At 62.8% G+C, this 23,059-nt stretch carries 23 protein-coding genes; 13 read left to right on the top strand and 10 right to left on the bottom strand.

Translation table 11 applies throughout. The features are described 5' to 3' along the window. The first annotated feature begins 46 nt into the window (after window positions 1–46). On the top strand, window positions 47–2,500 hold the full coding sequence (locus FJ950_RS11290) for an EAL domain-containing protein (RefSeq protein ID WP_140616835.1): 2,454 nt from the start codon (window positions 47–49) through the stop codon (window positions 2,498–2,500). 65 nt (window positions 2,501–2,565) lie between these two features. On the opposite strand, the gene FJ950_RS11285 is transcribed toward FJ950_RS11290, so the two are convergent. Further along, complete coding sequence (locus tag FJ950_RS11285; RefSeq protein ID WP_140616834.1) at window positions 2,566–3,246, bottom strand: TlpA disulfide reductase family protein; 681 nt, start codon at window positions 3,244–3,246, stop codon at window positions 2,566–2,568. A 34-nt stretch (window positions 3,247–3,280) separates the two neighbouring features. On the opposite strand from FJ950_RS11285, the gene argH reads away from it, so the two are divergent. The 3 genes from argH (at window position 3,281) to lysA (ending at window position 6,320) form a co-directional block, all read left to right on the top strand. Beyond that, window positions 3,281–4,681 carry an argininosuccinate lyase gene (gene argH / locus FJ950_RS11280; protein WP_015315544.1) on the top strand — a complete coding sequence of 467 codons (1,401 nt, stop codon included), beginning with the start codon at window positions 3,281–3,283 and terminating at the stop codon, window positions 4,679–4,681. A gap of 94 nt (window positions 4,682–4,775) precedes the next feature. Beyond that, window positions 4,776–4,982, top strand: a complete 207-nt coding sequence (locus tag FJ950_RS11275; RefSeq protein WP_023770782.1) for a lipoprotein — start codon at window positions 4,776–4,778, stop codon at window positions 4,980–4,982. Window positions 4,983–5,051: 69 nt separating this feature from the next. After that, on the top strand, window positions 5,052–6,320 hold the full coding sequence (gene lysA / locus FJ950_RS11270; protein ID WP_140616833.1) for a diaminopimelate decarboxylase: 1,269 nt from the start codon (window positions 5,052–5,054) through the stop codon (window positions 6,318–6,320). 312 nt (window positions 6,321–6,632) lie between these two features. On the opposite strand, the gene FJ950_RS11265 is transcribed toward lysA, so the two are convergent. Further along, window positions 6,633–7,508: a DDE-type integrase/transposase/recombinase gene (locus FJ950_RS11265; protein WP_140616832.1), complete on the bottom strand. Its 876-nt coding sequence runs from the start codon at window positions 7,506–7,508 to the stop codon at window positions 6,633–6,635. A gap of 106 nt (window positions 7,509–7,614) precedes the next feature. Here FJ950_RS11265 and FJ950_RS11260 point away from each other — a divergent pair, with 106 nt between their 5' ends. After that, window positions 7,615–8,745 (top strand): ImmA/IrrE family metallo-endopeptidase, encoded by a 1,131-nt coding sequence (locus FJ950_RS11260; RefSeq protein ID WP_210242354.1) that lies wholly within the window; start codon window positions 7,615–7,617, stop codon window positions 8,743–8,745. Between the two features lie 18 nt (window positions 8,746–8,763). Next, on the top strand, window positions 8,764–9,243 hold the full coding sequence (locus FJ950_RS11255) for a hypothetical protein (protein WP_140616831.1): 480 nt from the start codon (window positions 8,764–8,766) through the stop codon (window positions 9,241–9,243). Window positions 9,244–9,581: 338 nt separating this feature from the next. Here FJ950_RS11255 and FJ950_RS11245 read toward each other — a convergent pair whose 3' ends face one another. Further along, window positions 9,582–9,884, bottom strand: a complete 303-nt coding sequence (locus tag FJ950_RS11245) for a metalloregulator ArsR/SmtB family transcription factor (RefSeq protein WP_015315541.1) — start codon at window positions 9,882–9,884, stop codon at window positions 9,582–9,584. A gap of 50 nt (window positions 9,885–9,934) precedes the next feature. On the opposite strand from FJ950_RS11245, the gene FJ950_RS11240 reads away from it, so the two are divergent. Next, window positions 9,935–10,876: a threonine/serine dehydratase gene (locus tag FJ950_RS11240; RefSeq protein ID WP_140616829.1), complete on the top strand. Its 942-nt coding sequence runs from the start codon at window positions 9,935–9,937 to the stop codon at window positions 10,874–10,876. A 211-nt stretch (window positions 10,877–11,087) separates the two neighbouring features. Beyond that, window positions 11,088–13,685 (top strand): TIGR02302 family protein, encoded by a 2,598-nt coding sequence (locus FJ950_RS11235; RefSeq protein ID WP_140616828.1) that lies wholly within the window; start codon window positions 11,088–11,090, stop codon window positions 13,683–13,685. 40 nt (window positions 13,686–13,725) lie between these two features. On the opposite strand, the gene FJ950_RS11230 is transcribed toward FJ950_RS11235, so the two are convergent. Continuing rightward, complete coding sequence (locus tag FJ950_RS11230; RefSeq protein ID WP_140616827.1) at window positions 13,726–14,583, bottom strand: LysR substrate-binding domain-containing protein; 858 nt, start codon at window positions 14,581–14,583, stop codon at window positions 13,726–13,728. 219 nt (window positions 14,584–14,802) lie between these two features. On the opposite strand from FJ950_RS11230, the gene FJ950_RS11225 reads away from it, so the two are divergent. After that, window positions 14,803–15,750, top strand: coding sequence for a DMT family transporter (locus tag FJ950_RS11225; RefSeq protein WP_140616826.1), 948 nt, complete (start codon window positions 14,803–14,805; stop codon window positions 15,748–15,750). Here the strand turns inward: FJ950_RS11225 and FJ950_RS11220 are convergent, their stop codons facing one another. The 3 genes from FJ950_RS11220 to FJ950_RS11210 all read right to left on the bottom strand — a co-directional run bounded on the left by FJ950_RS11220 (window position 15,751) and on the right by FJ950_RS11210 (window position 17,602). Beyond that, complete coding sequence (locus FJ950_RS11220; RefSeq protein WP_015315536.1) at window positions 15,751–16,122, bottom strand: response regulator; 372 nt, start codon at window positions 16,120–16,122, stop codon at window positions 15,751–15,753. 119 nt (window positions 16,123–16,241) lie between these two features. Next, window positions 16,242–16,784 carry a hypoxanthine phosphoribosyltransferase gene (gene hpt / locus FJ950_RS11215; RefSeq protein ID WP_015315535.1) on the bottom strand — a complete coding sequence of 181 codons (543 nt, stop codon included), beginning with the start codon at window positions 16,782–16,784 and terminating at the stop codon, window positions 16,242–16,244. A 173-nt stretch (window positions 16,785–16,957) separates the two neighbouring features. After that, on the bottom strand, window positions 16,958–17,602 hold the full coding sequence (locus FJ950_RS11210) for a cadherin-like beta sandwich domain-containing protein (protein WP_140616825.1): 645 nt from the start codon (window positions 17,600–17,602) through the stop codon (window positions 16,958–16,960). Between the two features lie 189 nt (window positions 17,603–17,791). Between FJ950_RS11210 and ftsE the strand changes: the two genes are divergently transcribed. The 3 genes from ftsE (at window position 17,792) to FJ950_RS11195 (ending at window position 20,271) form a co-directional block, all read left to right on the top strand. Continuing rightward, window positions 17,792–18,451, top strand: coding sequence for a cell division ATP-binding protein FtsE (gene ftsE / locus FJ950_RS11205; protein WP_010911739.1), 660 nt, complete (start codon window positions 17,792–17,794; stop codon window positions 18,449–18,451). Beyond that, complete coding sequence (locus FJ950_RS11200) at window positions 18,444–19,436, top strand: ABC transporter permease (RefSeq protein ID WP_140616824.1); 993 nt, start codon at window positions 18,444–18,446, stop codon at window positions 19,434–19,436. Before ftsE ends, FJ950_RS11200 begins: the two co-directional genes overlap by 8 nt. 109 nt (window positions 19,437–19,545) lie before the next feature. Continuing rightward, window positions 19,546–20,271, top strand: coding sequence for a YdcF family protein (locus FJ950_RS11195; protein WP_140616823.1), 726 nt, complete (start codon window positions 19,546–19,548; stop codon window positions 20,269–20,271). Window positions 20,272–20,277: 6 nt separating this feature from the next. Here FJ950_RS11195 and FJ950_RS11190 read toward each other — a convergent pair whose 3' ends face one another. Genes FJ950_RS11190 through FJ950_RS11180 form a run of 3 tightly spaced genes read right to left on the bottom strand, consistent with a single transcriptional unit; the run spans window position 20,278 to window position 22,018 of the window. After that, on the bottom strand, window positions 20,278–20,910 hold the full coding sequence (locus FJ950_RS11190) for a pyridoxamine 5'-phosphate oxidase family protein (RefSeq protein ID WP_140616822.1): 633 nt from the start codon (window positions 20,908–20,910) through the stop codon (window positions 20,278–20,280). A 25-nt stretch (window positions 20,911–20,935) separates the two neighbouring features. Further along, window positions 20,936–21,406: a DUF1348 family protein gene (locus FJ950_RS11185; protein WP_140616821.1), complete on the bottom strand. Its 471-nt coding sequence runs from the start codon at window positions 21,404–21,406 to the stop codon at window positions 20,936–20,938. A 60-nt stretch (window positions 21,407–21,466) separates the two neighbouring features. After that, complete coding sequence (locus tag FJ950_RS11180; RefSeq protein ID WP_140616820.1) at window positions 21,467–22,018, bottom strand: carboxymuconolactone decarboxylase family protein; 552 nt, start codon at window positions 22,016–22,018, stop codon at window positions 21,467–21,469. Between the two features lie 103 nt (window positions 22,019–22,121). Between FJ950_RS11180 and FJ950_RS11175 the strand changes: the two genes are divergently transcribed. After that, a complete protein-coding gene (locus FJ950_RS11175) occupies window positions 22,122–23,027 on the top strand; it encodes a LysR family transcriptional regulator (protein ID WP_140616819.1) in 906 nt (301 codons plus the stop codon). Window positions 23,028–23,059: the final 32 nt, after the last annotated feature.

The following is a 23,059-nucleotide window of genomic DNA, read 5'->3' as shown; positions in this document are numbered from 1 at the left end:
TCAGTCATATTTCTTTCTTTATTTCCTGCGGGCCAGGGGGAATAAGATGCTGACGGTCTATAACTGCATCGTGAACCAGCACGATCTGAGGCTGGTTGCACTGGCAGCGCTGATTTGTGGAATTTCCTGTTTTTCAGCCGTCAATCTTCTTCATCACATAGGTCGCTCGACGGATCGAAATCGGCTTGCCTGGCTGACGATCGCCTCCACCTCGACCGGTTTCGGCATTTGGGCAACGCACTTCATCGCCATGCTTGCCTTCACGCCGGGAATCCCCAACGCCTATGATCCCGGACTTTCAGTACTCTCGCTCGCTGGCGCGGTGGCGGTTACGGCGGCCGGCATGTGGGTCGCCACCTTGCGCGACGAGCTTGATTACCATCTAGTCGGCGGCGCCGTTCTGGGCGGCGGTATTGCCGCCATGCACTACATCGGCATGGCGGCATTCGAGGTCGAGGGCCGGATCGAATGGAACCTGCTCCTCGTCGCCGTCTCCTTGCTGGCCGGCGTGACGCTCGCGGCGCTGGCTTTGCGCGTCGTCCTGCGCGGCTCGTCGCTGCCTGCGACGCTTGCCGGTGCGGTCTTGCTGACGCTGGCAATCTGCGGCCTGCACTTCATCGCCATGGCTGCCGTCTCGATCTTCCCGGATTCCTCGATCGCCATATCCCAACACACCGTCGCACCGACCTCGCAGGCCTTCGCCGCCGCTGCGGCCACTCTGGTGATCCTGGTGCTTTCGGCCACCGCGCTGTGGATCGACCTTCGCTTCCGCCGCCAAAAGCTTGAGGTCGACCGCATGCACGGCTTAGCCAACGCCGCGGTGGAAGGCCTGATCGTCTGCGACGGCAATCGCATCGTCAGTGTCAACGACAGCATGGCCAGGCTGACCGGCATGGTCGCCACGACACTGAACGGAAGGGAACTTGGCGACCTCTTCGATGAGCGCACCGCATCCGACCTGATCAACTTCCAGGGACAGCCGTGGGAGGCGGAACTAAGCAATCGCGACGGGATGAGAATTCCCGTCGAACTGATCGCCAGAAGCATCGACTATTGCGGCAAGCCTCACAATGTCGTCGCCGTCCGCGACATTCGCGAACGCAAGAAGGCGGAACAGGAAATCCTTCGCCTCGCTCATTTCGATCCGCTGACGGGGCTCGCCAACCGCCGTAGCTTTTCCAGCCGGCTTGATACCGAAATCGCCGCCACGAGCCGAGACGCAAAAGCCGGCAAGGGCGCGAGGGGCGGGCATCTTGCGCTTCTGCTGCTCGACCTCGACCGGTTCAAGGAGGTGAACGATCTTTATGGGCATGGCGCCGGCGACGCGATGCTTCAGAAGGTGGCGAACTGTGTCTCCGGCGTTCTTCGCCACGGACAGATGCTGGCGCGCCTGGGCGGCGACGAATTCGCCATCATCGCCCCCAACCTGCCCGACCCGCAGGCGGCGAGCCGGATCGCCGACGCGGTGCTCGCCGCGATGCGCGAGGAGAACCGGCTCTCGGCGGGTGGCGGGCTGGTATCGGGGAGCATCGGCATCGCGCTCTATCCGCTGGACGCGGAAGACCAGGCCAGCCTCATCAGCCATGCGGATACCGCGCTCTATCGCGCCAAGACCGAAGGCAGGGACACCTATCGCTATTTCGAGGCGTCGATGGGCGCGGAGGCTCGCGACAAGCGCGTCATGGAGCACGAACTGCGCCAGGCAGTCGCGCGCGACGAATTCTATCTCGTCTATCAGCCGCAGAAGGAGATCAGCAGCGGCAAAATGGTCGGCTTCGAAGCCTTGATCCGTTGGCGGCATCCCGAACGCGGCGATGTTCCCCCGTCCATATTCATTCCGCTGGCGGAGGACAGCGGCGCCATAGGCCAGATCGGAGATTGGGTGCTGACCGCAGCGTGCCAGGAGGCCGCCAGTTGGGAAAATCCACTGACGGTGGCCGTCAACGTCTCCGCGGTACAGTTGCACAATCCGAACTTCAGCCGAAAGGTGCACGAGACCTTGCTCAAGTCCGGTCTCGCGGCAGCCAGGCTGGAACTCGAAATCACCGAGACGGCGCTGGTGAAGGACATGCCGCGCGCGCTGGCGAGTTTGCGACAGGTCAAGGCGCTTGGCGTGCGCGTGGCCATGGATGATTTCGGAACCGGCTATTCCTCCCTCTCCAACCTTCGCGCCTTCCCTTTCGACAAGATCAAGATCGACGGTTCCTTCATCAAGTCCGTCGACACCAACGGCCAGGTTGCGGCGATCGTGCGCGCCGTGCTCGGGCTGGGGCGCGGCCTGGGTCTGCCGGTGCTGGCGGAGGGCGTCGAGACGCTCGGCGAGTTGAAGTTCCTCGACGCCGAGGCCTGCGAGATCGGCCAGGGCTATTATCTCGGCAAGCCGGCGCCAATCGAGGCGTTCGGAGACCTGACCGGCCACGGCAAGCGTGTTCGGGCGCGAGGCGCCGACCGCCAGGATGGCAGCCTCGTATTGCTCAAGCCGAGCGTACGCTCGGCCTAGAGCTCTTTGTTTTTACGCAATTCCGGACGGAGAACCGTTACACACTATCCTGGAGGTGCTCTGGCTCACGACCCGAGCGCCGTCTCGACCAGCCGCTTTGCATCGGGGCCGGCCCATTCGGCTGGACCGTTCATGTGGGCGATCAGGCAGCCTTCGCCGTCGATCAGCATGGTGACGGGCAGGCCGAGCGCCAGACCGCGCGTCTTGAGGTCGTTGAACAGTGTCATCGTCGAATCGCGGTAGTAGCCGAGCGTGTGCACACCAGTATCGGCGAGAAACTTCTTCGGTTTCACGTCGTCGCCGGCATCGACGTTGACGGCGACGACCTGAAAGGCGTCGCTGCCTTTCTCCTTTTGCAGCGCATCGAGCGCCGGCATTTCGGCACGGCAGGGCGCGCACCATGTGGCCCAGAGATTGAGCAGCACGGTCTTGCCGGCATGATCGGCGATCGTCATCGGCTTGCCGTCCGGACCGTGGAAGGCGAGGCTCCTCATCGACTGCGGCGGATCGGCCGGCAAAAGTGCCGCGACCTCGCCGGTGGCCGCGGCCGCGACCTTCTTGGCGCGATCGCTCTTGGCGGCGCAGGCGACATCGTCCTTGCTGTCGCCGGCGGCTGCTTGGGGCGCGGCGTTGTTGCCAGACCGGCTCTCGCTGACATATACCGCGACCGCGCCGGCCAGCGCTCCCGCCACCAGGGCGGCGAGGATCAGGCGCCGGGCCGGGAAAAATCTGTTTCCGTCTGCCATATTCTCAAACTGCTCCGAAGCACGGGTTATAGCCATGAGCGACAAGAAGACCAGCAACCAGATGTGGGGCGGACGATTTGCCTCGGGTCCGGCCGCGATCATGGAAGCGATCAACGCGTCGATCTCGTTCGACCGCAAACTCTACGCGCAGGACATAAGAGGCTCGATCGCTCATAGCGAGATGCTGGCGCAAACGGGCATTATTTCGGCGGCCGATCAAGAAAAAATCGCTCACGGTCTGAACACGATCCTGAAAGAGATCGAGGGCGGCAGCTTCGAGTTTTCGACGCGGCTGGAAGACATCCACATGAACATAGAGGCCCGCCTTGCCGATCTCATCGGTCCGGCGGCCGGCCGGCTGCACACCGCCCGTTCGCGCAACGACCAGGTGGCCGTCGATCTGAGGCTCTGGGTCAAGGACGAATGCTTTCGTGTCGCCGAGGCGTTGAAAGGCTTGATCATGGCCCTCCTGGCGCGAGCCGAGGAACATGCGGCGACCGTCATGCCGGGTTTCACCCACATGCAGGCGGCGCAGCCGGTCACTTTCGGCCATCATTGCATGGCCTATGTCGAGATGTTTTCGCGCGACCTGTCACGCGTGCGCGACGCCATCGAACGGATGGACGAGAGCCCGCTCGGTGCCGCCGCCCTTGCCGGCACCAGCTTCCCGATCGACCGTCACCAGACCGCGAGCGCGCTCGGCTTTCGCGAGCCGATGCGCAATTCGCTGGACAGCGTCTCAGACCGCGATTTCGCGCTGGAATTCCTTGCCATGGCGGCGATCTGCGCCACTCACCTGTCGCGGCTGGCCGAGGAGATCATCATCTGGTCGACGCCGCAATTCGGCTTCATCAGGCTGTCGGATAGCTTCTCCACCGGCTCCTCGATCATGCCGCAGAAGAAGAACCCCGACGCGGCCGAACTGGTTCGCGGCAAGACAGGCCGCGTCAACGGCCATCTGGTCGGCCTGCTGACGGTGATGAAGGGCATGCCTTTGACCTACGGCAAGGACATGCAGGAAGACAAGGAATCGGTGTTCGACGCGGCCGAGACGCTCGACCTGATGCTGGCCGCGATGACCGGCATGGTTGCGGACATGACGGTCAATGCCGCCGCGATGAAGAAGGCCGCCGGCTCCGGCCACGCCACCGCCACCGACCTCGCCGACTGGCTGGTGCGTACTTTGGGCCTGCCGTTCCGCGAGGCCCATCATGTCACCGGCCGCGCGGTGGCGCTGGCCGAACACAGGAAGGTCAGCCTGGAAAAGCTTTCGCTGGAGGATCTGCAGTCGATCAACCCAGGCATCACTTCCGACATATTCTCGGTGCTGGCGGTGCAGAACTCGGTCAAGAGCCGCACCAGCTTCGGCGGCACCGCACCGTCGGAAGTGAGAAAGCAGATCCGCTATTGGAAAAAGCGTCTCGCCAAGGCGTAATGCCGGATATCGCGATCAGCAATATCCGGGGTGCAATGCACCGAGAACTCGGCTAAAAGCAGCGGCGGACAGAGAGTTTCGGACGGATGGATCGATGACCGGAAGCAGGATTTTGGTGACGCTGACGCTGCTTGCGGCGCTTGCCTTCGTGACCGCCTGCGGCCGCAAGGCGGGCCTGGACACGCCCTATGAGGCGGCTGTCCAGGCACGCAAGGATGCCGAGAAGGCCCACCAGCCCGTGCCGCCGGAACCGGAAAAACCGGTCGTGGACAAGAAGTTCATTCTCGACCCGCTGATCTAGCTCCGATGAAGGCGGGATTGGTCTTTCCAAACCCGATCGCATCGTGCCTCAACTTCCGGAACCACTCTCGTGAACCATTTCGACTACCGCGATGGCGTGCTGCATGCCGAGGACGTGGCGATCCCTGATATCGCCGCACAGGTCGGCACGCCGTTCTATTGCTATTCGACGGCGACCCTGACTAGGCACTACCGTGTCTTCGTCCAGGCCTTTGCCGGGCTCGATACGCTGGTCTGCTACGCCATGAAGGCCAATTCCAACCAGGCGGTGCTGCGGATCTTGGCCAAGCTCGGCGCCGGCGCCGACGTCGTCTCGGAAGGCGAATTGCGCCGGGCTCTCGCCGCAGGAGTCCCGGCCGGCAAGATCCTGTTCTCGGGCGTCGGCAAGACCGCCCGCGAAATGGACTTTGCGCTCCGAGCCGGCATGCTCTGCTTCAACGTCGAATCCGAGCCGGAACTCGAGCTGTTGTCGGCACGTGCCGTGGCGCTCGGCAAGGTGGCGCCGATCTCGCTGCGCATCAATCCCGATGTCGACGCCAAGACCCACAAGAAAATCTCAACCGGCAAGGCTGAAAACAAGTTCGGCATTCCCTGGCAGCGGGCGCGCCAGGTCTATGCCCGCGCGGCAACGCTTCCGGGCATTAAGGTCACCGGCATCGATACCCATATCGGCAGCCAGATCACCGAGTTGCAGCCCTTCGACGACGCCTTCGCCCTGCTGGTCGACCTTGTCGGAGCGCTGCGCGGCGACGGCCACGCCATCGAGCATGTCGATCTCGGCGGCGGTCTCGGCATTCCCTACCGCGTCGACAACAACCCGCCCCCCTTGCCCGACGCCTATGCCCAGATCGTCCGCAAGCATGTCACCAAATTGGGTCTGAAGGTGATGTTCGAGCCGGGCCGGCTGATCGTTGGCAATGCCGGCATCCTGGTCTCTGAAGTGATTTTCGTGAAGGAGGGCGACGCCAAGAATTTCCTCGTCGTCGACGCTGCCATGAATGACCTGATCCGGCCGACGCTCTACGATGCCTTCCACGAGATCAAGCCGGTCGTGCAGCCGCCGGCCGACGCGCCGCGCATGGTGGTCGACGTGGTCGGCCAGGTCTGCGAGACCGGCGATTATCTCGGCCTCGACCGCGACCTGCCCCGGCTGATGGCGGGCGATCTCGTCGCCGTTTCCACCGCCGGCGCCTATGGCGCGGTCCAGGCCGGCACCTACAACACCCGCCTGCTGGTGCCGGAGGTGCTGGTCGACGGCGACCGTTTCCATGTCGTGCGTCCGCGCCTGACCTATGACGAGCTGATCGGGCTGGATTCGGTGCCGGACTGGCTTGCGTAAGCCGGGTAGTGGGTCAGTTTGAAATTCGGAGGCGTTTATCGCGAACCTGTTAGGTATGACCTAGCGATGAAAAGATCGCCAGGAGATAAAGCGCGAATAGACCGGGGAGGCTCAATGCGGCCGCAAAGACAAGTATCAGGATACGCACGCCGATTGGCAAATTCCTGACGAATATTCCAACCCCAAAACAAATCATCGCGCCTACGGTCGGGACTCCAACGGTGTTTATAAACGACTGAAGAGTGTCACTCATCGTGCGCCTCGCTGTACTTCTAAACTGAGGCGCTACCAGCTTTTTGTTAAAGCTAGCTTTCAATGCCTTTTATAGGGGCCGCGCACTACGGGCTTCTCGGCTTCCTTCGCTTCGATCAGCGCGACGATATCGCCAATCTCCCAAAGCTTGCCCGTCACGCCAGCGGCCATCGCTGGGGTCATGCGCAAGGTCGCATGGATGCGCACGAAATTGTAGTACATGAAATGAAGCGCCACGGCGTTGGCGTGAGCCTCGACCTTTTTGGAAAAGCCATTGGTTAGGCGGGTGAAGCGGCGCATGTGCATCCGCATTGTAAGGTTCTGGCGTTCGGCAAAGGACGTGCTGACATGCTGGATGTCGGGGTTGCCTTCGATCCGCTCTTTCCGTGCGCCAGTGCATTCCGCCGGGCTGTAACGGCCCTTGGCGCTATCCGGTGACGTGCCGTAAATCTTGATCAGCATCGCGTAGTCAACGTCCGCGCCGAAAGCACCCTCGACCGCTTCAAGATAAGCGCGATGGCCGTCACTGGTTAGCTGGACGCGATTGGCAAGACGGCGGGAAAGATCGTCCATGAAAGCCATCGCGTATTCGCTGTCGCGCCCGCCAACCAGCCACGACATGACAAGCTTGGTGTCGGCATCGATGGCCGTCCACGTCCAAGTGTCGCCAGCGCCTTCCGGCGCAGCCTTGGCCATCGGGACGTTCTTCTGCTTGGCGTAGGTGAACGACCAGATCTCATCCACCTGAATGCGGCGACTGGTCAGGTTGCGAAGGGCTTCGTCCTGATAGGCAGCACATACCGCGCCGGCGTCCGAAAGCAGCTTGGCGACCGTGTTCTTGCTCATGCCCATAACGCGAGTGATGGCTCGGATCGACTGACCCTCGCAAAGCATGTGCAGGATTTTAGAGCGGGTCTTGGTGTCGAGCTTGTTCATGTCCAGAACAGTGCCACATAAGCTATTAATAGCAAGCATTATCTGTCAGTTTGCGTTTTTGCGCAGGTCCGCATATTATCTCGAATCGCAGGGGCAAGAGTGCATCATGGAACACAAGACACCGGGACAATTGATATTGGCGCTACTGGCTGAAAAGGGATGGACGCAACGGGTTCTGTCCATCGTTCTCGACATGGATGAGACAGGGATTAATCGGCTTGCCGCTGACAAGCGCCCAGTTGACGCGCCGATGGCGTTGGCACTTGAAGAGGTTTTTCATGTGCCGGCCGAGAAATTCTTAGAACTTCAGCGGAGCTTTGATCTCGCCAAGGCTCGCATCACCACACGGCCAGACCCGACACGCGCCACGCGCGCGTTGCTTTACGGCGACCTTCCCGTTGCCGAGATGATCAAGCGCGGCTGGATTGATGCCGAGAACGTCCGCGACACAGGCCAAGTAGACACCGAACTAATGCGGTTCTTCGGGGTGAACCGTATCGACGATATTCAAATTCTCCCACACGCGGCCAAAAAGACGGAGGTCAGTTCGGACGCCACACCGGCACAGATAGCGTGGCTCTACAGGGTGAAACAGATAGCAGAAGGCATGCTGGTGCGACCGTACTCACTAGACGCCACGCGGGTCGCTTTGGCCAAGTTGCGAGGGTTGATGGTCTCGGCGGAAGGCGCCGCCAGCGTACCTAGAATCATGGCCGAATGCGGCATCCGGTTTGTCGTGGTCGAGACGTTGGCATCGGCCAAGATCGATGGCGTTTGCTTCTGGCTTAATGATCGCTCGCCAGTGATCGGCCTGTCACTCCGGTTCGACCGTATCGATAATTTCTGGTTTGTCCTCCGGCATGAGCTGGAGCACGTCCTTCAAGGACATGGCCATGTAGCTGCGATGCTTGATGCCGAGTTGGAAAAGGAACGTGCAGGTATCGGCCCAACGGTTGCCGCCGAAGAACGTGTGGCCAATGAGGCAGCACAAGAGTTTTGCGTTCCATCGGCAACGATGGAAGCATTCATCGCGCGTAAGGCACCATTCTTTTCCGAACGTGACCTAATCGGCTTCGCGCGCGTCTGCAAAGTTCATCCTGGTATCATCGCCGGCCAACTCCAGCGCAAGACCAATCGATATGACCGGTTCCGCGATCACCTAGCCAAGGTGCGCGACATCATTTTGCCAAACGCATTCAAAGACGGCTGGGGCGATGTCGCTCCAACCGAGCCTTAACGGAAGGACCAGCGTAGCATGAGCAAAAGGCAAGAAAGGCAGCGCCTCATCAGGCACTACAGGGATGTTTCGGGTGAACCCGAAATCGATATGCACAAGGTCGCAGAGTTCGCGAAAAGCATGGGCTGGAAAATGCCCACGCCACCATCAGAGGTCGAGCTTTTGGCGAGGCAGTTTGCCGACGACGCTCAGGCCGAACGAAAGCACGACAAGAGAACCGGCAAGCCGTACCGCGTCTATCACGCGCTTCCCGCCAGCGGACAGACAAACCTCTTCGTGTACATCGATATCGATGAGGCGACCCGCAATCAGATGCATAAATCAGCGGTGAACCGGCGGGAACAGATGGTGAGCGACGGTTACAACCTCACTCTCGACCTCGACCACTGGAATAGTGTCAATCCAGAATTGGAACCGATCAGCCTGCCAATGGACCTTGGCTTGGATATTGAAATCCGCAAGGCCAGCGATGACGAACCGGAAGCGGAAGTGGCCTAACTGGATTTTTTCCAACGCGCCTCGGCGGCTATTCTAGCGATCTCTGCCCGTTGTTGCGGCGTGAGGGACTTGGCGCGGGCAGCACCGCCCTTTACTGCGCTGGCGAGCGGCTTCTTATCCTCGGCCTCGCCAGTGGCTATCGCGACTATCGACTTCGCTAATTGGTTCGGGTCGCGCGGGCGCTTTGGGTGCTTATCTGTCATGGTTGGAAGATGGCATGCGAAAGCGCCTATTTCCAGCCATGCGGTAGGCGAAAGCGCCTATTGTGATCGGGGCGGAATTTCAAACTGACCCACTACCGTAAGCCGCCCTGCCGCGACGCTATAACCGGTTCTGCGCTATAACCGGTTCTGGATGAGTGCCCTTGCGTCGGCGATCCTGTCCTCGTCGCGGCGGTAGAAGGTCCATTGCCTGATGCGCTTGGTTCTGAGCAGGCCGGCCTGGACGAGCACGCGCATATGCTCGGAAAGCGTCGCCTGAGTGATGCCGAGCTTCTCGGCGATCAGCAGCGCGCAGACGCCGTCCTCGACCAGATCGCCATCCGCCTGTGCCCGGAAATGCGCACGTGGATTCTTGAGCCAGTCGAGAATCTGCAGTCTGCGCTCGTTGGCGATCGCCTTGAAGACATCAACCTCTTGCATTTAGCCATTTTGCCAAGTTACTAATTGCTGTCAATCCCAAGGAGATTTTGATGTCGCAGGGCAACGTCGTCACACGCGGACGCATCGCCGCGATGGAACCGCGCATCCGCCCCTATATCAGGCACACACCGGTTCTGCGCGTCGACATGGCCGACTTCGATCGGGGGCCATTGGCGATCGACCTCAAGCTCGAATGCCTGCAGCATTCCGGCTCGTTCAAAGCCCGCGGCGCCTTCACCAACCTCCTGGAGCGGCCGGTTCCCGAGGCCGGCGTCGTCGCCGCATCGGGCGGCAATCATGGCGCTGCCGTCGCCTACGCCGCCATGCGGCTTGGCCACAGAGCAACCATCTTCGTTCCCGAAGTGAGCCCGCAGGCCAAGCTGGACCGCATCCGGGCCTATGGCGCCGACCTCGTTGTCGGCGGCGCCCGCTATGCCGAAGCGCTGGCCGCCAGCGAACGGTTCGCCGAGGAAACCGGCGCCTTGCAGATCCACGCCTTCAACCAGCAGGAGACGCTGGTCGGCCAAGGCACTCTCGGGCTCGAAATCGAACGCGATCTGCCTGAGATCGACACGCTGCTGGTCGCCGTCGGTGGTGGCGGCCTGATCGGCGGCATCGCCGCCTGGTATGCCGGCCGCATCCGCATCGTCGCCGTAGAGCCCGAGGGTGCGCCGACGCTTCATCGCGCCTTCGAGGCCGGCCATCCGGTGGACGCGCCGGCGGAAGGCATCGCCGCCGATTCGCTGGCGCCGAAGCGGGTCGGCGAGATGATGTTCCCGATCGCCGAAGCCTTCGTCGAACGCTCCATCCTGGTCAGCGACGACGACATCATCGCCGCCCAGAAGGCGCTCTGGAACCGCGTGCGCATCATCTCGGAGCCGGGTGGTGCCGCCGCCTTTGCCGCGATCCTGTCCGGCCGCTACGCGCCGACACCGGGCGAACGGGTCGCCGTGCTGGTCTGTGGGGCCAACGCAAACCCCGCCAATTTCTGATTGCAACCATTTCGGCAGGCTTCACGTTTTTTCAAACTGCCTCGCCTTTGCCGTGTTTACTGGTATTCTTCGAGTCGTGAGGCTTGGGCTATCCCGTCCGCCTCGCCGCATGATCCCGAAAAATAGAATCCAAGTTTCGGAACAGATCATGCCCAAAGAGATAGAGCCCATTGCGGTCCTTCAGGACGGAACAGGGCTCCAGGAAGGGCCGATGACCGAACGACCCACCTTCAGCAGCAATCGCGGCCTGGCCGGACGCCTGGCCTTGAGCCGGCTGGCGACGCGGGTCTCGATGGCGATCGAGCGTGGCTGGCCGCTGCTGCTTCCGCTCATTGTCGTCGTCGGCCTGTTTCTCAGCGTCTCCTGGTTCGGTATTTTTCCCCGGCTGCCGGACGTGGTGCGCATCGGCCTTATCGCCATGTTTTGCCTGGCAGGTCTGGCGGCGCTTTATCCGCTGCGCTTTTTCCGCATACCTGGCGCGGCCGAGATCGATCGCCGCATCGAAGCCGCCAACAGACTGCTGCACAGCCCGGTGCAGGTGCAGAGCGACCGGCCCAGCGGCCAGGAAAGCAGTTTCTCGCAGGCGCTCTGGCGCGAGCACCAGAAGCGAATGGCTGGAAAGCTCGACAATCTCGGCGCCGATCTGCCGCGCACGCGCGTGCCGGAGCGCGACCCGTGGGGATTGCGCGCCGTGGCGGCGCTCCTGCTGGTCACTGCCTTTGCCTTCTCCTTCGGGCCGACCGGCGGCCGGCTGACAGATGGGTTCAGCGCACATGGCACGCTCGACGCCGTACCGCCGCGCATCGACGCATGGGTGACGCCGCCGGCCTATACCGGCAAGCCGCCGATCTTCCTGACTGCCGACGCCAACCAGGCGACCCCGACTTTTCATGTCCCCGAGGGAAGCGACGTCTCCCTGCGCGTTACCGGAGGCTCGGGCGAGGAAACGCTTGCCTATGCCGACAAGGACGGCAATGCGCGCGCCATCGACCCCGCAAGCCCGCAAGCCGCCGCCAAGCCGGCAGCAAGCCCGGCGGTGTCGTCCGCCTCGCCTTCGAAGGTGCGCCAGTTCGCCAGCAAGCTGACCGGCGACGGGACGCTGACGCTGAAATCGGGGGAGGATCAGCTTGGCCGCTGGGCTTTCGCCGTCATCCCGGACAAGCCGCCGCGGATCCGCTTCGTCGGCGAGCCCAAGCGCGCCGCCAACGGCGCCTTCGAGCTCAACTATCAGATCGATGACGATTACGGCGCCGCCACCGCCAAGGCGGTCTTCGCGCTGGCCGACCCGCAGCCGCCGGGTGCGCATCCGCTCTATGGTCCGCCCGAAATGCCGCTGACACTGCCGCGCCGCGGCGGCAAGTTGAATGCCGCCAAGACCACGAAAGACCTGACCGAGCATGTCTGGGCCGGCAGCAGCATCAAGCTGACGCTGGTCGCCACCGACGACGCCGGCCACACCGCCTCAAGCGAAACCAAGACGCTCGCCATGCCCGAGCGGCCGTTCACCAACCCGCTGGCACGCGCGGTGATCGAACAGCGCCGCCTGCTTGCGCTCGACGCCAATGCCAAGCCGCGCGTGCTCGACCTGATGGAGGCCATCACGCTGCGGCCTGAAGACACGTTCGATACCATGTCCCACTACCTCGCCATCATGAGCGCAATGAGCCGGCTGAAGCTGGCGGTGAACGACGATCAATTGCGCAGCGAGGTTGCCTACCTCTGGGAGATCGCGCTTGGTATCGAGGAGGGCAACCTCTCGGCGGCCGAAAAGCGGCTGCGCCAGGCCCAGCAGGCACTGCAGGACGCAATCAAGAATGGCGCCAGCGATGCCGAGATCGAGAAGGCGATGAAGGAACTGCGCGAGGCGATGAACCAGTTCCTGCAGGAATTCGCCGAACGCGCCAAGCAGAACCCGAACGCGCCGCAGATGCAGCAGAACGGCCAGGAGCTGCGCCAGAGCGACATCGACCGCATGATGGACCAGATCGAAAATCTGGCGAAGTCGGGCGATCGCGATAAGGCCCAGCAATTGCTGTCGCAGTTGCAGGACATGATGAACAATCTCCAGGCCGGCCGCCAGCAGCAGGGGGGCGAGCAGGACAGCCAGATGCGTCAGCAGATGGATAAGCTTGGCGAGATCCTGCGGCGCCAGCAGGAGATGATGAACGACACCTTCCGCATGGATCAGATGCAGCGCGGTGAGCGCCAGCGCGGCCGCAACCGCGACGAGCAGCTTGGCCAGAACGATGAGCAAGGTCAATCTGGCGAAAACGGCAAGCCCGGCGAGAATGGCGAGCCAAAGCCTATGACGCCGCAGGAATTCGCCGATGCGCTGAAGCAGCTGCAGGAGGGCCAGGGCCAGCTGAAGAGCGATCTGGAGCAGCTGAAGAAAGGCCTCGAGGGCATGGGCATGGAGCCCAATGAAGGATTTGGCGAGGCCGGCAAGTCCATGGGCAGCGCCGAGCAGGCGCTTGGCGAGGGCCAGGGCGACGAGGCCGTCGGCCACCAGGGCCGGGCGCTTGAGGCGCTGCGCAAGGGCGCCAAGGACATGATGAAACAGATGCAGGCCATGCAGGGCGACCAGGGCGGCAGCCAGCAAGGCGGCCGCCAGCAGGATGCCGACCGTGACCCGCTCGGCCGGCCGCGCGCCAGCCAGGGTCCCGATTTCGGGGATTCGGTGAAAGTGCCCGACGAGATCGACGTCCAGCGCGCGCGCCAGATCCTGGAAGCGATCCGCAAGCGGCTCGGCAATGCGCTCAGCCCCGACATCGAGCGCAGCTATCTGGAACGGCTGCTGGAGCTGAAATAGGAAGCGGCGAGAGGGACCAGCTTGATTTCCATGGAGCCGTCTACCTGTTGACGAACGCCTCGCGGATTGCCTCCTGCATGCCGTCGATTGCTTCGCCTGACGCATTCGGGTTGCGATGCATCACCACATTGGAGGAATCGATGTCGCCGAACCCGTCCGCGGACGTCAGCTCTCGGCAGTCCGCCGGAATGTTGCTGCGTGAGATCGGCGCGATCGCCAACCCTGAGGTGACGGCAAGCTTCAGGCCGCCATTGGTATCGCTTGTATAGGCGACGCGGTAGGCAAGGCCGCGCTGCTCCAGCGATTTGATGGCGAAGTCCTTACACCAGCCGGCGCGGTTATAGAGCGCGATCGGCACCGGGCGCTCCTCATGCATGTGATGCAGGTTCGACGTCACCCAGACCGTCGGATCATGCATCAGCACTTCGCCGCCGGAAGGATCCTGCCATTCGAACACCACGCATAAATCCAGCTCGCCGGCGGCGAGCGCCGCGATCTGCGCCTCCGAATGCGCGTAGCGTACGGTGACCTCGACCTTGGTGTGACGCTTCGAAAATGCGCCGAGCGCGCGCGACAGGATGGCGTGGCCATATTCCTCCGGAATGCCGATGCGAACCGGCCCACCGAGCGGCGCCGCCGCCATCGACGCCGCCGTTTCATCGAGCAGCGAAACGATACGGCGGGCATTGACGATGAGTTCGCCGCCACGCCGCGTCAGCGCGACGCCGCGTGAACCTCGCTCGAACAGGCTGTCGCCGACCAGCTCTTCGAGCTTCTTGATCTGCATCGACACGGCCGATTGCGTGCGGCCGGCCTGCTCGGCGGCCCTCGTGAAATTGCCGGCCTCGGCTATGGCGACAAAGGTACGCAGGAGATCACTGTCGAGGGTTGGCCGCATGGCATCCATCATAAGCAGATTTGATCGCTGGCATCATTCCAATTCGTTTGCAACATGTCAAACGCCGAACGATAATCGCCTCACCCATTGGATATGCAGTCGCGAAATCGGCTGCGGACCAATCAAGAGTCCTCACTCGTGCCCGCTACCCGAACACGGTGGCGGGTTCTTTTTGATCTGGTGAGGGTCGCCGGATCGGATGCGCGGGAGCCTGAACGGATGCAGAATAGGATGGTGCGTGGCATCCTGAGCCTGTGCCTGGGCGTGCTGGTCTTCTCGCTGCAAGATCCGCTCGTCAAAGCCGTGTCGAGCGGTTACCCGGTGACCGAGGTGATGGCGATCCGCTCGATCGTAGCCTTGCCGATCCTGATCGTTCTGGTTCACGCCGATGTCGGGCTGCGGGCAATCCTGTCGAAACGGTTCGGCCTGCTGACGATACGCGCCTTCATCCAGTTCACCTCCTACACGGTCTATTACCTGGCCATCGCCGCCCTGCCGCTGGCCGACGCCGTGGCGCTTTATTTCATGGCGCCGCTCTGCATCATGGCGATGGCCGGTCCCTATCTCGGCGAGCGCGTTTCCTGGCGGACGCTGTCGACCGTGCTGATCGGCATGCTTGGCGTCCTTGTGATGCTGCGCCCCGGCGCCGGACTGTTCGACTGGGCGGCCTTGCTGTCGCTGGGCTCGGCCGTGCTCTACGCCTTCTCGCAGCTGATGGCTCGCAAGATCGGCGATACCGAATCGTCCACTGTCATGGCCTTCTACCAGAACGGCGCCTATCTTACCGGCGCGGCCGTCGTCGCCGGCACGTTTCACATTGCGGGCATAACCCACGCCGTCCACCCGAGCCTCGAATTCCTGGTGCGACCATGGATCTGGCCGACGCTGCCGGATTTCCTCAAGATGGCCGCCTGCGGTTTCGTCGCCTCGGCCGGCATGATCCTGCTCTCGCAAGGCTACCGGCTGTCGCCGGCCAACCGCGTCGCCACCTTCGAATACACCGGTATCCTGTGGTCGCCGCTGTGGGGTTTCCTGTTCTTCGCCGAGGTGCCCAGGTCAGCAACGGTGATCGGCGCGGCGCTCATCATCGGCGCCGGCCTGCTGGCACTCAACACCGAGCGCCGCGCCAGCCCGGCACCGGCGCTTGTCGCCAGGGATCCAGCCTGATCAGGCGAAGCAGATCAGCGCCCGTTCGACACGAGAGCGAATCTCGGCGAGCGTGAAGGGCTTTTGCACGACATCGAGGATGATGCCGTTCAATTCATCGGCGCGCTCGCGCTGGTCGGCATAGCCGGTCATCAGCATGATCTTCATCGCGGGAAAAAGCGCGGCTGCCGCAACCGCCATCTCGATGCCGTCCATCTCGGGCATGCGTATGTCGGAGACGACGAGATCGTACCCGCCTTTTGCGGCGCGGATCAGCGAAAGCCCCTGCGCGCCATCGGCGGCGATATCGATTGCGTGCCCGGCGCGTTCGAGCGCGCGGGCTGCGAGGGTGCGGACGGACTCATCGTCCTCGACGATCAAAAGCTTTGCCATGGCCGGCATATTTGGCGGCGAAACGTTGACTTTTCCTGAAAACCCCGGCGCTCGCCCAGACTAATTTTCCTGACACCGTTAAGGCCTTTTTCAGGATTCACCGGTGCGGGGCGCTCGCCTTACACATCGCCTTTCACCACACCCACGAACGGCAATTCACGGAAGGCATGCGCCACATCCATGCCATAGCCGACGACGAAATAATCGGGGCAGTCGAAGCCGACATAATCGGCATTCAGCGCGGTCTGGCGGCGCATGCGCTTGTCGAGCAGCACGGCGATGGAACAGCTTTTCGCGCCACGCGACAGCATCAGGTCGCGCGTGAAGCTCAGCGTCTTGCCCGATTCCAGAATGTCGTCGATCAACAGCACGTCGCGGCCGGCGACTTCGTTGTCGATGTCGCGCAGCACCCTCACCTCGCCGCTGGTTGTGCCAGCGCCATAACTGGAGATGAAGATGAACTCGACCTCCGGCGACAGGCCGACATCATGCATGGCGCGGATCAGGTCGGCGGCGAAGATGAACGAGCCTTTCAGCACCGAAATCACCAGGAGATCGTGATAGTCGTGCCCGGCAATCTCCTTGGCGAGTTCGAGATTGCGCCGCGCGATCGCCGATGCCGAAAACAGCACTTCGATGTCCTTGCCGCGCACGTTTGGCATTTCTCGCCCTCCAGTTTTTTTCCGAAACGCCTTCACACCGAGCGTGTGTTGAGAGTCAGGTCAGACCGAGCCGAAAGCAGTGGTTTCCGAGAACCGGAGCGGAGCGTACGTGAGCACCGGAAGCGCAGGGAACCACCGTTCGCAGGCCGGCTTCACCTGAATATCGACACACGCTATTCGGCGAAGGTGACCAAAACGGTCCTTACCCCGTTCTTAGGCACGTCGAGCCGGCTGGCAAAGCCGAATCTTTCGCCCGATGCCAGCGAATGGCCAGATGTCCCCAGCGTATAGCGGGTTGTGCGGCCGTCATTGCCCGTCACCCGGATTTCGAGTGGCGGCATTGTCGCGGGCCTCGTCCCGTCATTGGCGGCCTCGCCGTCGACGAACAGCACCGGATTGGCGCCGGAGGCATCGATGCGTGACGTCACGCCTGAAATGGTCAGCGCCGACGCTTGCGCGCCGGGCAGGAACGGTGCCTGGCGCACCAGCGCATGGCCGCCCGAGACCCAGAAGGCGGCAAGGGCGGCGCCGATGCCGGCGATCCAGAAGATCGGACCGCCGCGCGAGGCCGGCGGCCGTTCCGCTGGCATTTCCGGCTTGCGCAGCATGTCCATGCCTTCGATAGCCGGGGGGACAATCGCACGCGGCAGCGGCGTGACATTTCCGACTGGTGGGGCCGGCCGCGGCAACACCATATAATCCGCATCGATGATATCAGCCGCCGGAGCGCGCAAGATCCGGTCCGCCGCGGCAATTGCCGCGGGATCGGTCATGATTTCGCCGGAAACCGGGCGCGCGGTTCGTTCGTCAGCCATCATGGCCCCAGTATTGCGCGTGTTCGCTTTTCGTTTCTTTTGCGTAAACACAAATGGTTAACGCTTCCCCACCGGAGCCCTCTTGAAGAGCCTAAACGAGCCAGGAATTAACCGCCGGTTAACCATGCCGGCCGATGGTCTTTTCACAAAACAGGCCGGTTCGCCGCGGCCAGGAAATTCAGGTCGTCGAAATTGATTCGCTTCGAAAATGTCGGCCTCCGCTATGGCATGGGTCCGGAAATCCTCCGCGACATCTCCCTGCACATACCGGAGCGCTCCTTCCAGTTCTTGAGCGGGCCTTCGGGTGCCGGCAAGACGACATTGCTGCGCCTTTTGTTCATGTCGCTGAAACCGACGCGTGGACTGATCACCATCTTCGGCAAGGACCGCTCGCGCATCTCGCGCACCGAACTGCCGCATCTGCGCCGCCGCATCGGCGTGGTGTTTCAGGACTTTCGCCTGCTCGACCACATGACCACCTATGAGAATGTGGCGCTGCCGCTGCGCGTGCGCGGGCGCGAGGAAGCGAGCTACCGCACCGACGTCACCGAGTTGTTGAAATGGGTGGGGCTGGGCGAGCGCATGCATGTGCTGCCGCCGGTCCTGTCCGGAGGCGAGAAGCAGCGCGCCGCGATCGCGCGCGCCCTGATCGAGCAGCCGGAGATCCTGCTCGCCGACGAGCCGACCGGCAATGTCGATCCGCCGCTGGCGCGGCGGCTGCTGCGGCTGTTCATCGAGCTCAACCGGCTTGGCACCGCCGTTGTGATCGCCACGCATGACCTTGGCCTGATGGAGCAGGTTGACGCGCGCCGCATGATCCTGGCCGGCGGAAGGCTTGATATCTATGACTGAGACCGAGCTATCGGCCGACCATTTCGAGGAGCAGGATGCCGAGGCGGTGGAGGCGAGGCCGCGCGCACAACGCAAGATGGCGCCGATCGTGCCGGCGCAGAACATTGCCGGCCGCGCGCTGGTGCTGGTCATCGCCATCATGACTTTCCTGTCCTGCCTGACTTTCGGCGCGGTGACCCTGGTGCGCGACACAGCCTCGGTTTGGGAAAACCAGATCTCGCGCGAGGCGACGATCCAGATCAAGCCGGCCGACGGCCTCGACATGGAGGCGGCGCTTACCCAGGCCTCGCGGATCGCCGGCGAATTCCCTGGCGTGAAGTCGACCCGGATCATCGACCGCGAAGCGACCGCAAGGCTGCTGGAGCCCTGGCTGGGTTCGGGCCTCAACATCGACGACCTACCCGTGCCGCGCCTGATCATCGTCACCATCGACGAGAGCAGCCCGCCTGACTTCGCCGCCATGCGCGCCGCGATCACGCCGAACCTGCCGAGTGCATCGCTCGACGACCACCGCACCTGGGTCGACCGGCTGGTGGCCATGGCCCGTACCACGGTGACCATAGGCGTTGCCGTTCTGGCCTTGATGCTGTCGGCGACCGTACTGACCGTGGTGTTCGCGACCCGTGGGGCCATGGACGGCAACGGCCACATCATCGAGGTGCTGCATTTCGTCGGCGCCGAGGCGCGCTTCATCGCACGCGAATTCCGCCGGCATTTTCTGGTCACCGGCATGAAGGGCGCGGCCGCCGGCGGAGCGGCGGCGGTGCTCGTCTTCATCGTGTTCTCCTGGTGGTCGTCACGCAACATGGCAACGCCGCAGGCCGATCAGGCGACCGCTTTGTTCGGTAACTTCGCCATCGGCTCGGCGGGTTACGCAGGTGTCGTCCTGATGGTGCTGGTGATTGGCGCGCTGACGGCGGCAACCTCGCACGTCACCGTCGTTGCCTATCTCAGCGACATCGACGTTCGCCAACCCGATGCATGAAAGGACCTCGTCTTGGCTTGGACGGAAACAGGGCGATCACGGAGAAAGAATTCGCGTAACGCAAAGTGCGTCTTTTACCTATCAAAGGCCGCATTTGAGGATTAACTATATGACCATGGACGTGCGGGATTCGACCGGGACGGCTGGACAGTTGCCAGTGGTGGTTGACCGATGGCGCGGCCGTGGCAGGGTTAGCCATCTAAGGACCGCCCTGCGCTTCTCCGCTCTCTCCCTACTTGTGCTTGCAACAGTGTTCGCTGGCGGCTTTGGCTGGTTCGCCAGCAAGGTTAGTCATCTGACCACGCCCGCCAACCCGGCCAAGGCCGACGCCATCATTGTGCTGACCGGCGGCCAGTCCCGCCTCGACGCCGCGATGGAGCTGCTCGCATCCGGCAAGGGCGAGCGGCTCTTGATCAGCGGCGTGCACCCCTCGGCCAGCCGGCGCCAGCTTCAGGCGGCCACCGGCGGCGACAAGAAACTGTTTTCCTGCTGTGTCGACATCGATCGCGCCGCGCTTGACACGATCGGCAATGCCGAGGAAAGCGCCAAATGGGTGGAAAACCATGCCTATGGCACGGTGATCCTGGTGACCAACAATTATCACATGCCGCGCAGCCTTTTGGAGATGGGCCGGCTGCTGCATGGCGCCAAGCTCGAACCCTACCCGGTGGTCAATTCCAACCTGGATAATGGCAGTTGGCTGACCAAGCCGCGCGCCGTGCGCGTGCTGTTCACCGAATACACCAAGTACCTGCTGGCGCTGGCTCGCGGGTTTATCCCGGTGAAGCCGACGCCTGAGGGAATCGCCCTGGCCGAGACCGCCGCCGGCGGCTGAGCCGCGTCATTGCTTGGCGACAGCCCCTGAAACGCCCTTGAGGCACGCGATCTCTTGTTCAAGGTCTTGGATGCGCCGGTCGCGCTCGCCAAGCGCGGCTGCCACATCAGCCGCCTCGAAGCGCTGCGGTATATGTTGCGGGCAATTGGCATCCCATGCCGAGACGGTGAACAGGATGATCTGCTCGGGACGCGCCTTGTAGTCCGGCGGCATCAGCCTCGCCGTCAACTCGGCATCGTCCTCGACAACGCGCGCCGTACCCCAGATCTTGATGCGCTGGCGCATCATGTAGTCGATCAGGAACAGGAAGGCCCTCGGATTGTCGGCCAGATTGCCCTGCGTGATGAATTGCCTGTTGCCGGAAAAATCCGCGAAGCCGATCGTCTTCTCGTCGAGCACCTTGAGAAAGCCGGCAGGGCCGCCGCGGTGCTGGATATAGGGCTGGCCATCGCCATTGGCCGTCGACAGGAAGATGCTGGTCTGCATTTCGATGAATGCGGCGAGGTCCGGTGTGATCGCCGACTGCCAGCCGCCGCGCTCCTCGACGCGGGCGTAGGACTGGCGCGAGCCCTTGCGCGCCTGGATCGCCTTGACCGTCGGCGTGAAGGCGACATCGCTGGTAAAAGCGTGTGCGTTCATCGAAACCTCCTTTGCCTGAATGCTTCTAAAGACCGAGCTCCGACAGCGTCGGATGGTCGTCCGGCCGCCGGCCGAGCGGCCAGTGATATTTGCGCTCGGCCTCGGCGATCGGCAGGTCGTTGATACTGGCGATGCGCAGCCGCATCAGCCCGTGCTCGTCGAATTCCCAGTTCTCGTTACCGTAGCTGCGGAACCATGAGCCGCTGTCGTCGCGCCATTCATAGGCGAAGCGCACGGCGATGCGGTTGCCGTGGAAGGCCCAGACCTCCTTGATCAGCCGGTAGTCGAGTTCGCGCCTCCATTTGCGCGTCAGGAACGCCTGGATGGCATCGCGGCCTTGCAGGAACTCGGCGCGGTTGCGCCAACGGCTGTCCGCCGTATAGGCGAGCGCCACCCGCGCCGGATCGCGCGAGTTCCAGGCATCCTCGGCCATGCGCGCTTTCTGGGCTGACGTCTCGGCGGTGAAGGGCGGAAGCGGCGGGCGGCTCTCAGACATGGGATTTCCTCTGCGGCATGAAGGGTGGGGACCGGCGGGCACCGCCGCTCCTATCCGGATTCAGGCAGCATTGCGGGCGGAAACAACCGGAAAATCGATCTCGGTCTGGGCAACCTCATTGATATAGTTGGTCCAGACGTTCAGGGCGACATGCTGGACAATCTCGATGATCTCTCCGTCGTCATAGCCCGCGAGCCTGACAGCGGCGATATCCTCCTGGGCGACATGTCCGCGGCTTTGCGCAACCCGGGCTGCAAAACGCACCGCCGCGGCTGCCTTGGGGTCCATGGAGCCGCCATGGCGATTGGCCATCATCTCGGCATCGTCGAGGCTTGCGAGCGTCTTGCCGAGATAGGTGTGCGCGCACAGACAGTAGTTGCAGCCATTGATCTCGGCGATCGCCAGCGCGATGCGCTCGCGTGTCGGCGCCGGAAGCCGGCCCTTGGCCAGCGCGCCCATCATGCCGAGATAGCCTTCCAGCGCCGCCGGACTGTTGGCGACCATCCGAAACAGGTTCGGCACGACACCAAGCTGTTTTTCCACCACTTGCAGCATGGGCTGCGCGGCGGCGGGAGCGGCAGCGATGGACGAAGGCGTAGCGATGCGGGGCATAGAGATTTCCTGGTTGAGGTGTGTCCCCATTATATGCAGCCTTCCATGTTGCGGATGTAGATGCCATATTTGCAACCAACCCTTCCATTTTCTGGAAGAAATGATGGATCGTCTCGAAGCCATGTCCCTTTTCGTCGCGGCGGCGGAGGGCGGCAGCCTTTCCGCCGCCGCGCGCCATTCGGACGTTCCGTTGGCAACAGTCAGCCGCAAGGTCTCCGAACTGGAGCGGTACCTGAAGACACGCCTGTTGAACCGCTCGACGCGGCGGCTGACACTGACCGACGCCGGCCATGCCTATCTCGCTGCCTGCCGCCGCATCCTCGACGAGGTCGGCGACGCCGAACGCACCGCCGGCGGCGAATACAGCGCCCCGACAGGGGAATTGATCGTCACCGCGCCGATCGTCTTCGGCCGCCTTCACGTGCTACCGGTCGTCACCGACTTCCTCGCCGCCTATCCCCTGGTGGATATCCGCCTGACGCTCGGCGACAGGATAAGCCAGTTGGCCGAGGATCATATCGACCTCGCCGTCCGTATCGGCAGGCTGCCGGATTCGCGCATGGTCGCCATCAGGGTCGGTTCGATCGGTCATGTTGTCTGCGCAAGCCCTGCCTATCTGGCAGGACGCGGCATTCCAGAAACTCCGCGAGATCTCGAGACGCACAGCTGCATTACCTTCGAGGGCCTTGGCTCGCTCGCCACCTGGACCTTCACCGTGGACAAGGCTGATTTTGTCGTGCCGGTCCGATCAAGGCTCCGGGTCAACACCGCCGAGGCGGCGATTGATGCGGCGATCGCCGGTGTCGGAGTGACACGGGTGCTTTCCTACCAGATCGTCGCCGCCGCACGCTCGGGAACACTGCGCCCCGTGCTCAGGGATTTCGAACCCGAGCCTTGGCCGGTAAACCTGGTGCATGCGGGCCAGGGCCGGCTGCCGGTGAAACTGCGCGCCTTCCTCGACTTCGCCGCCCCCCGCCTGAGGGAACGCCTGGCGCAGGCGACCTGGTAGGACGGACAGTATCGCACCGTTCCTTTTTCTCC

Origin of the sequence: Mesorhizobium sp. B2-3-14, assembly GCF_006442175.1 — a bacterium.
Lineage (GTDB): Bacteria > Pseudomonadota > Alphaproteobacteria > Rhizobiales > Rhizobiaceae > Mesorhizobium > Mesorhizobium australicum.
This window is presented reverse-complemented; position numbering and strand designations above follow the sequence as displayed.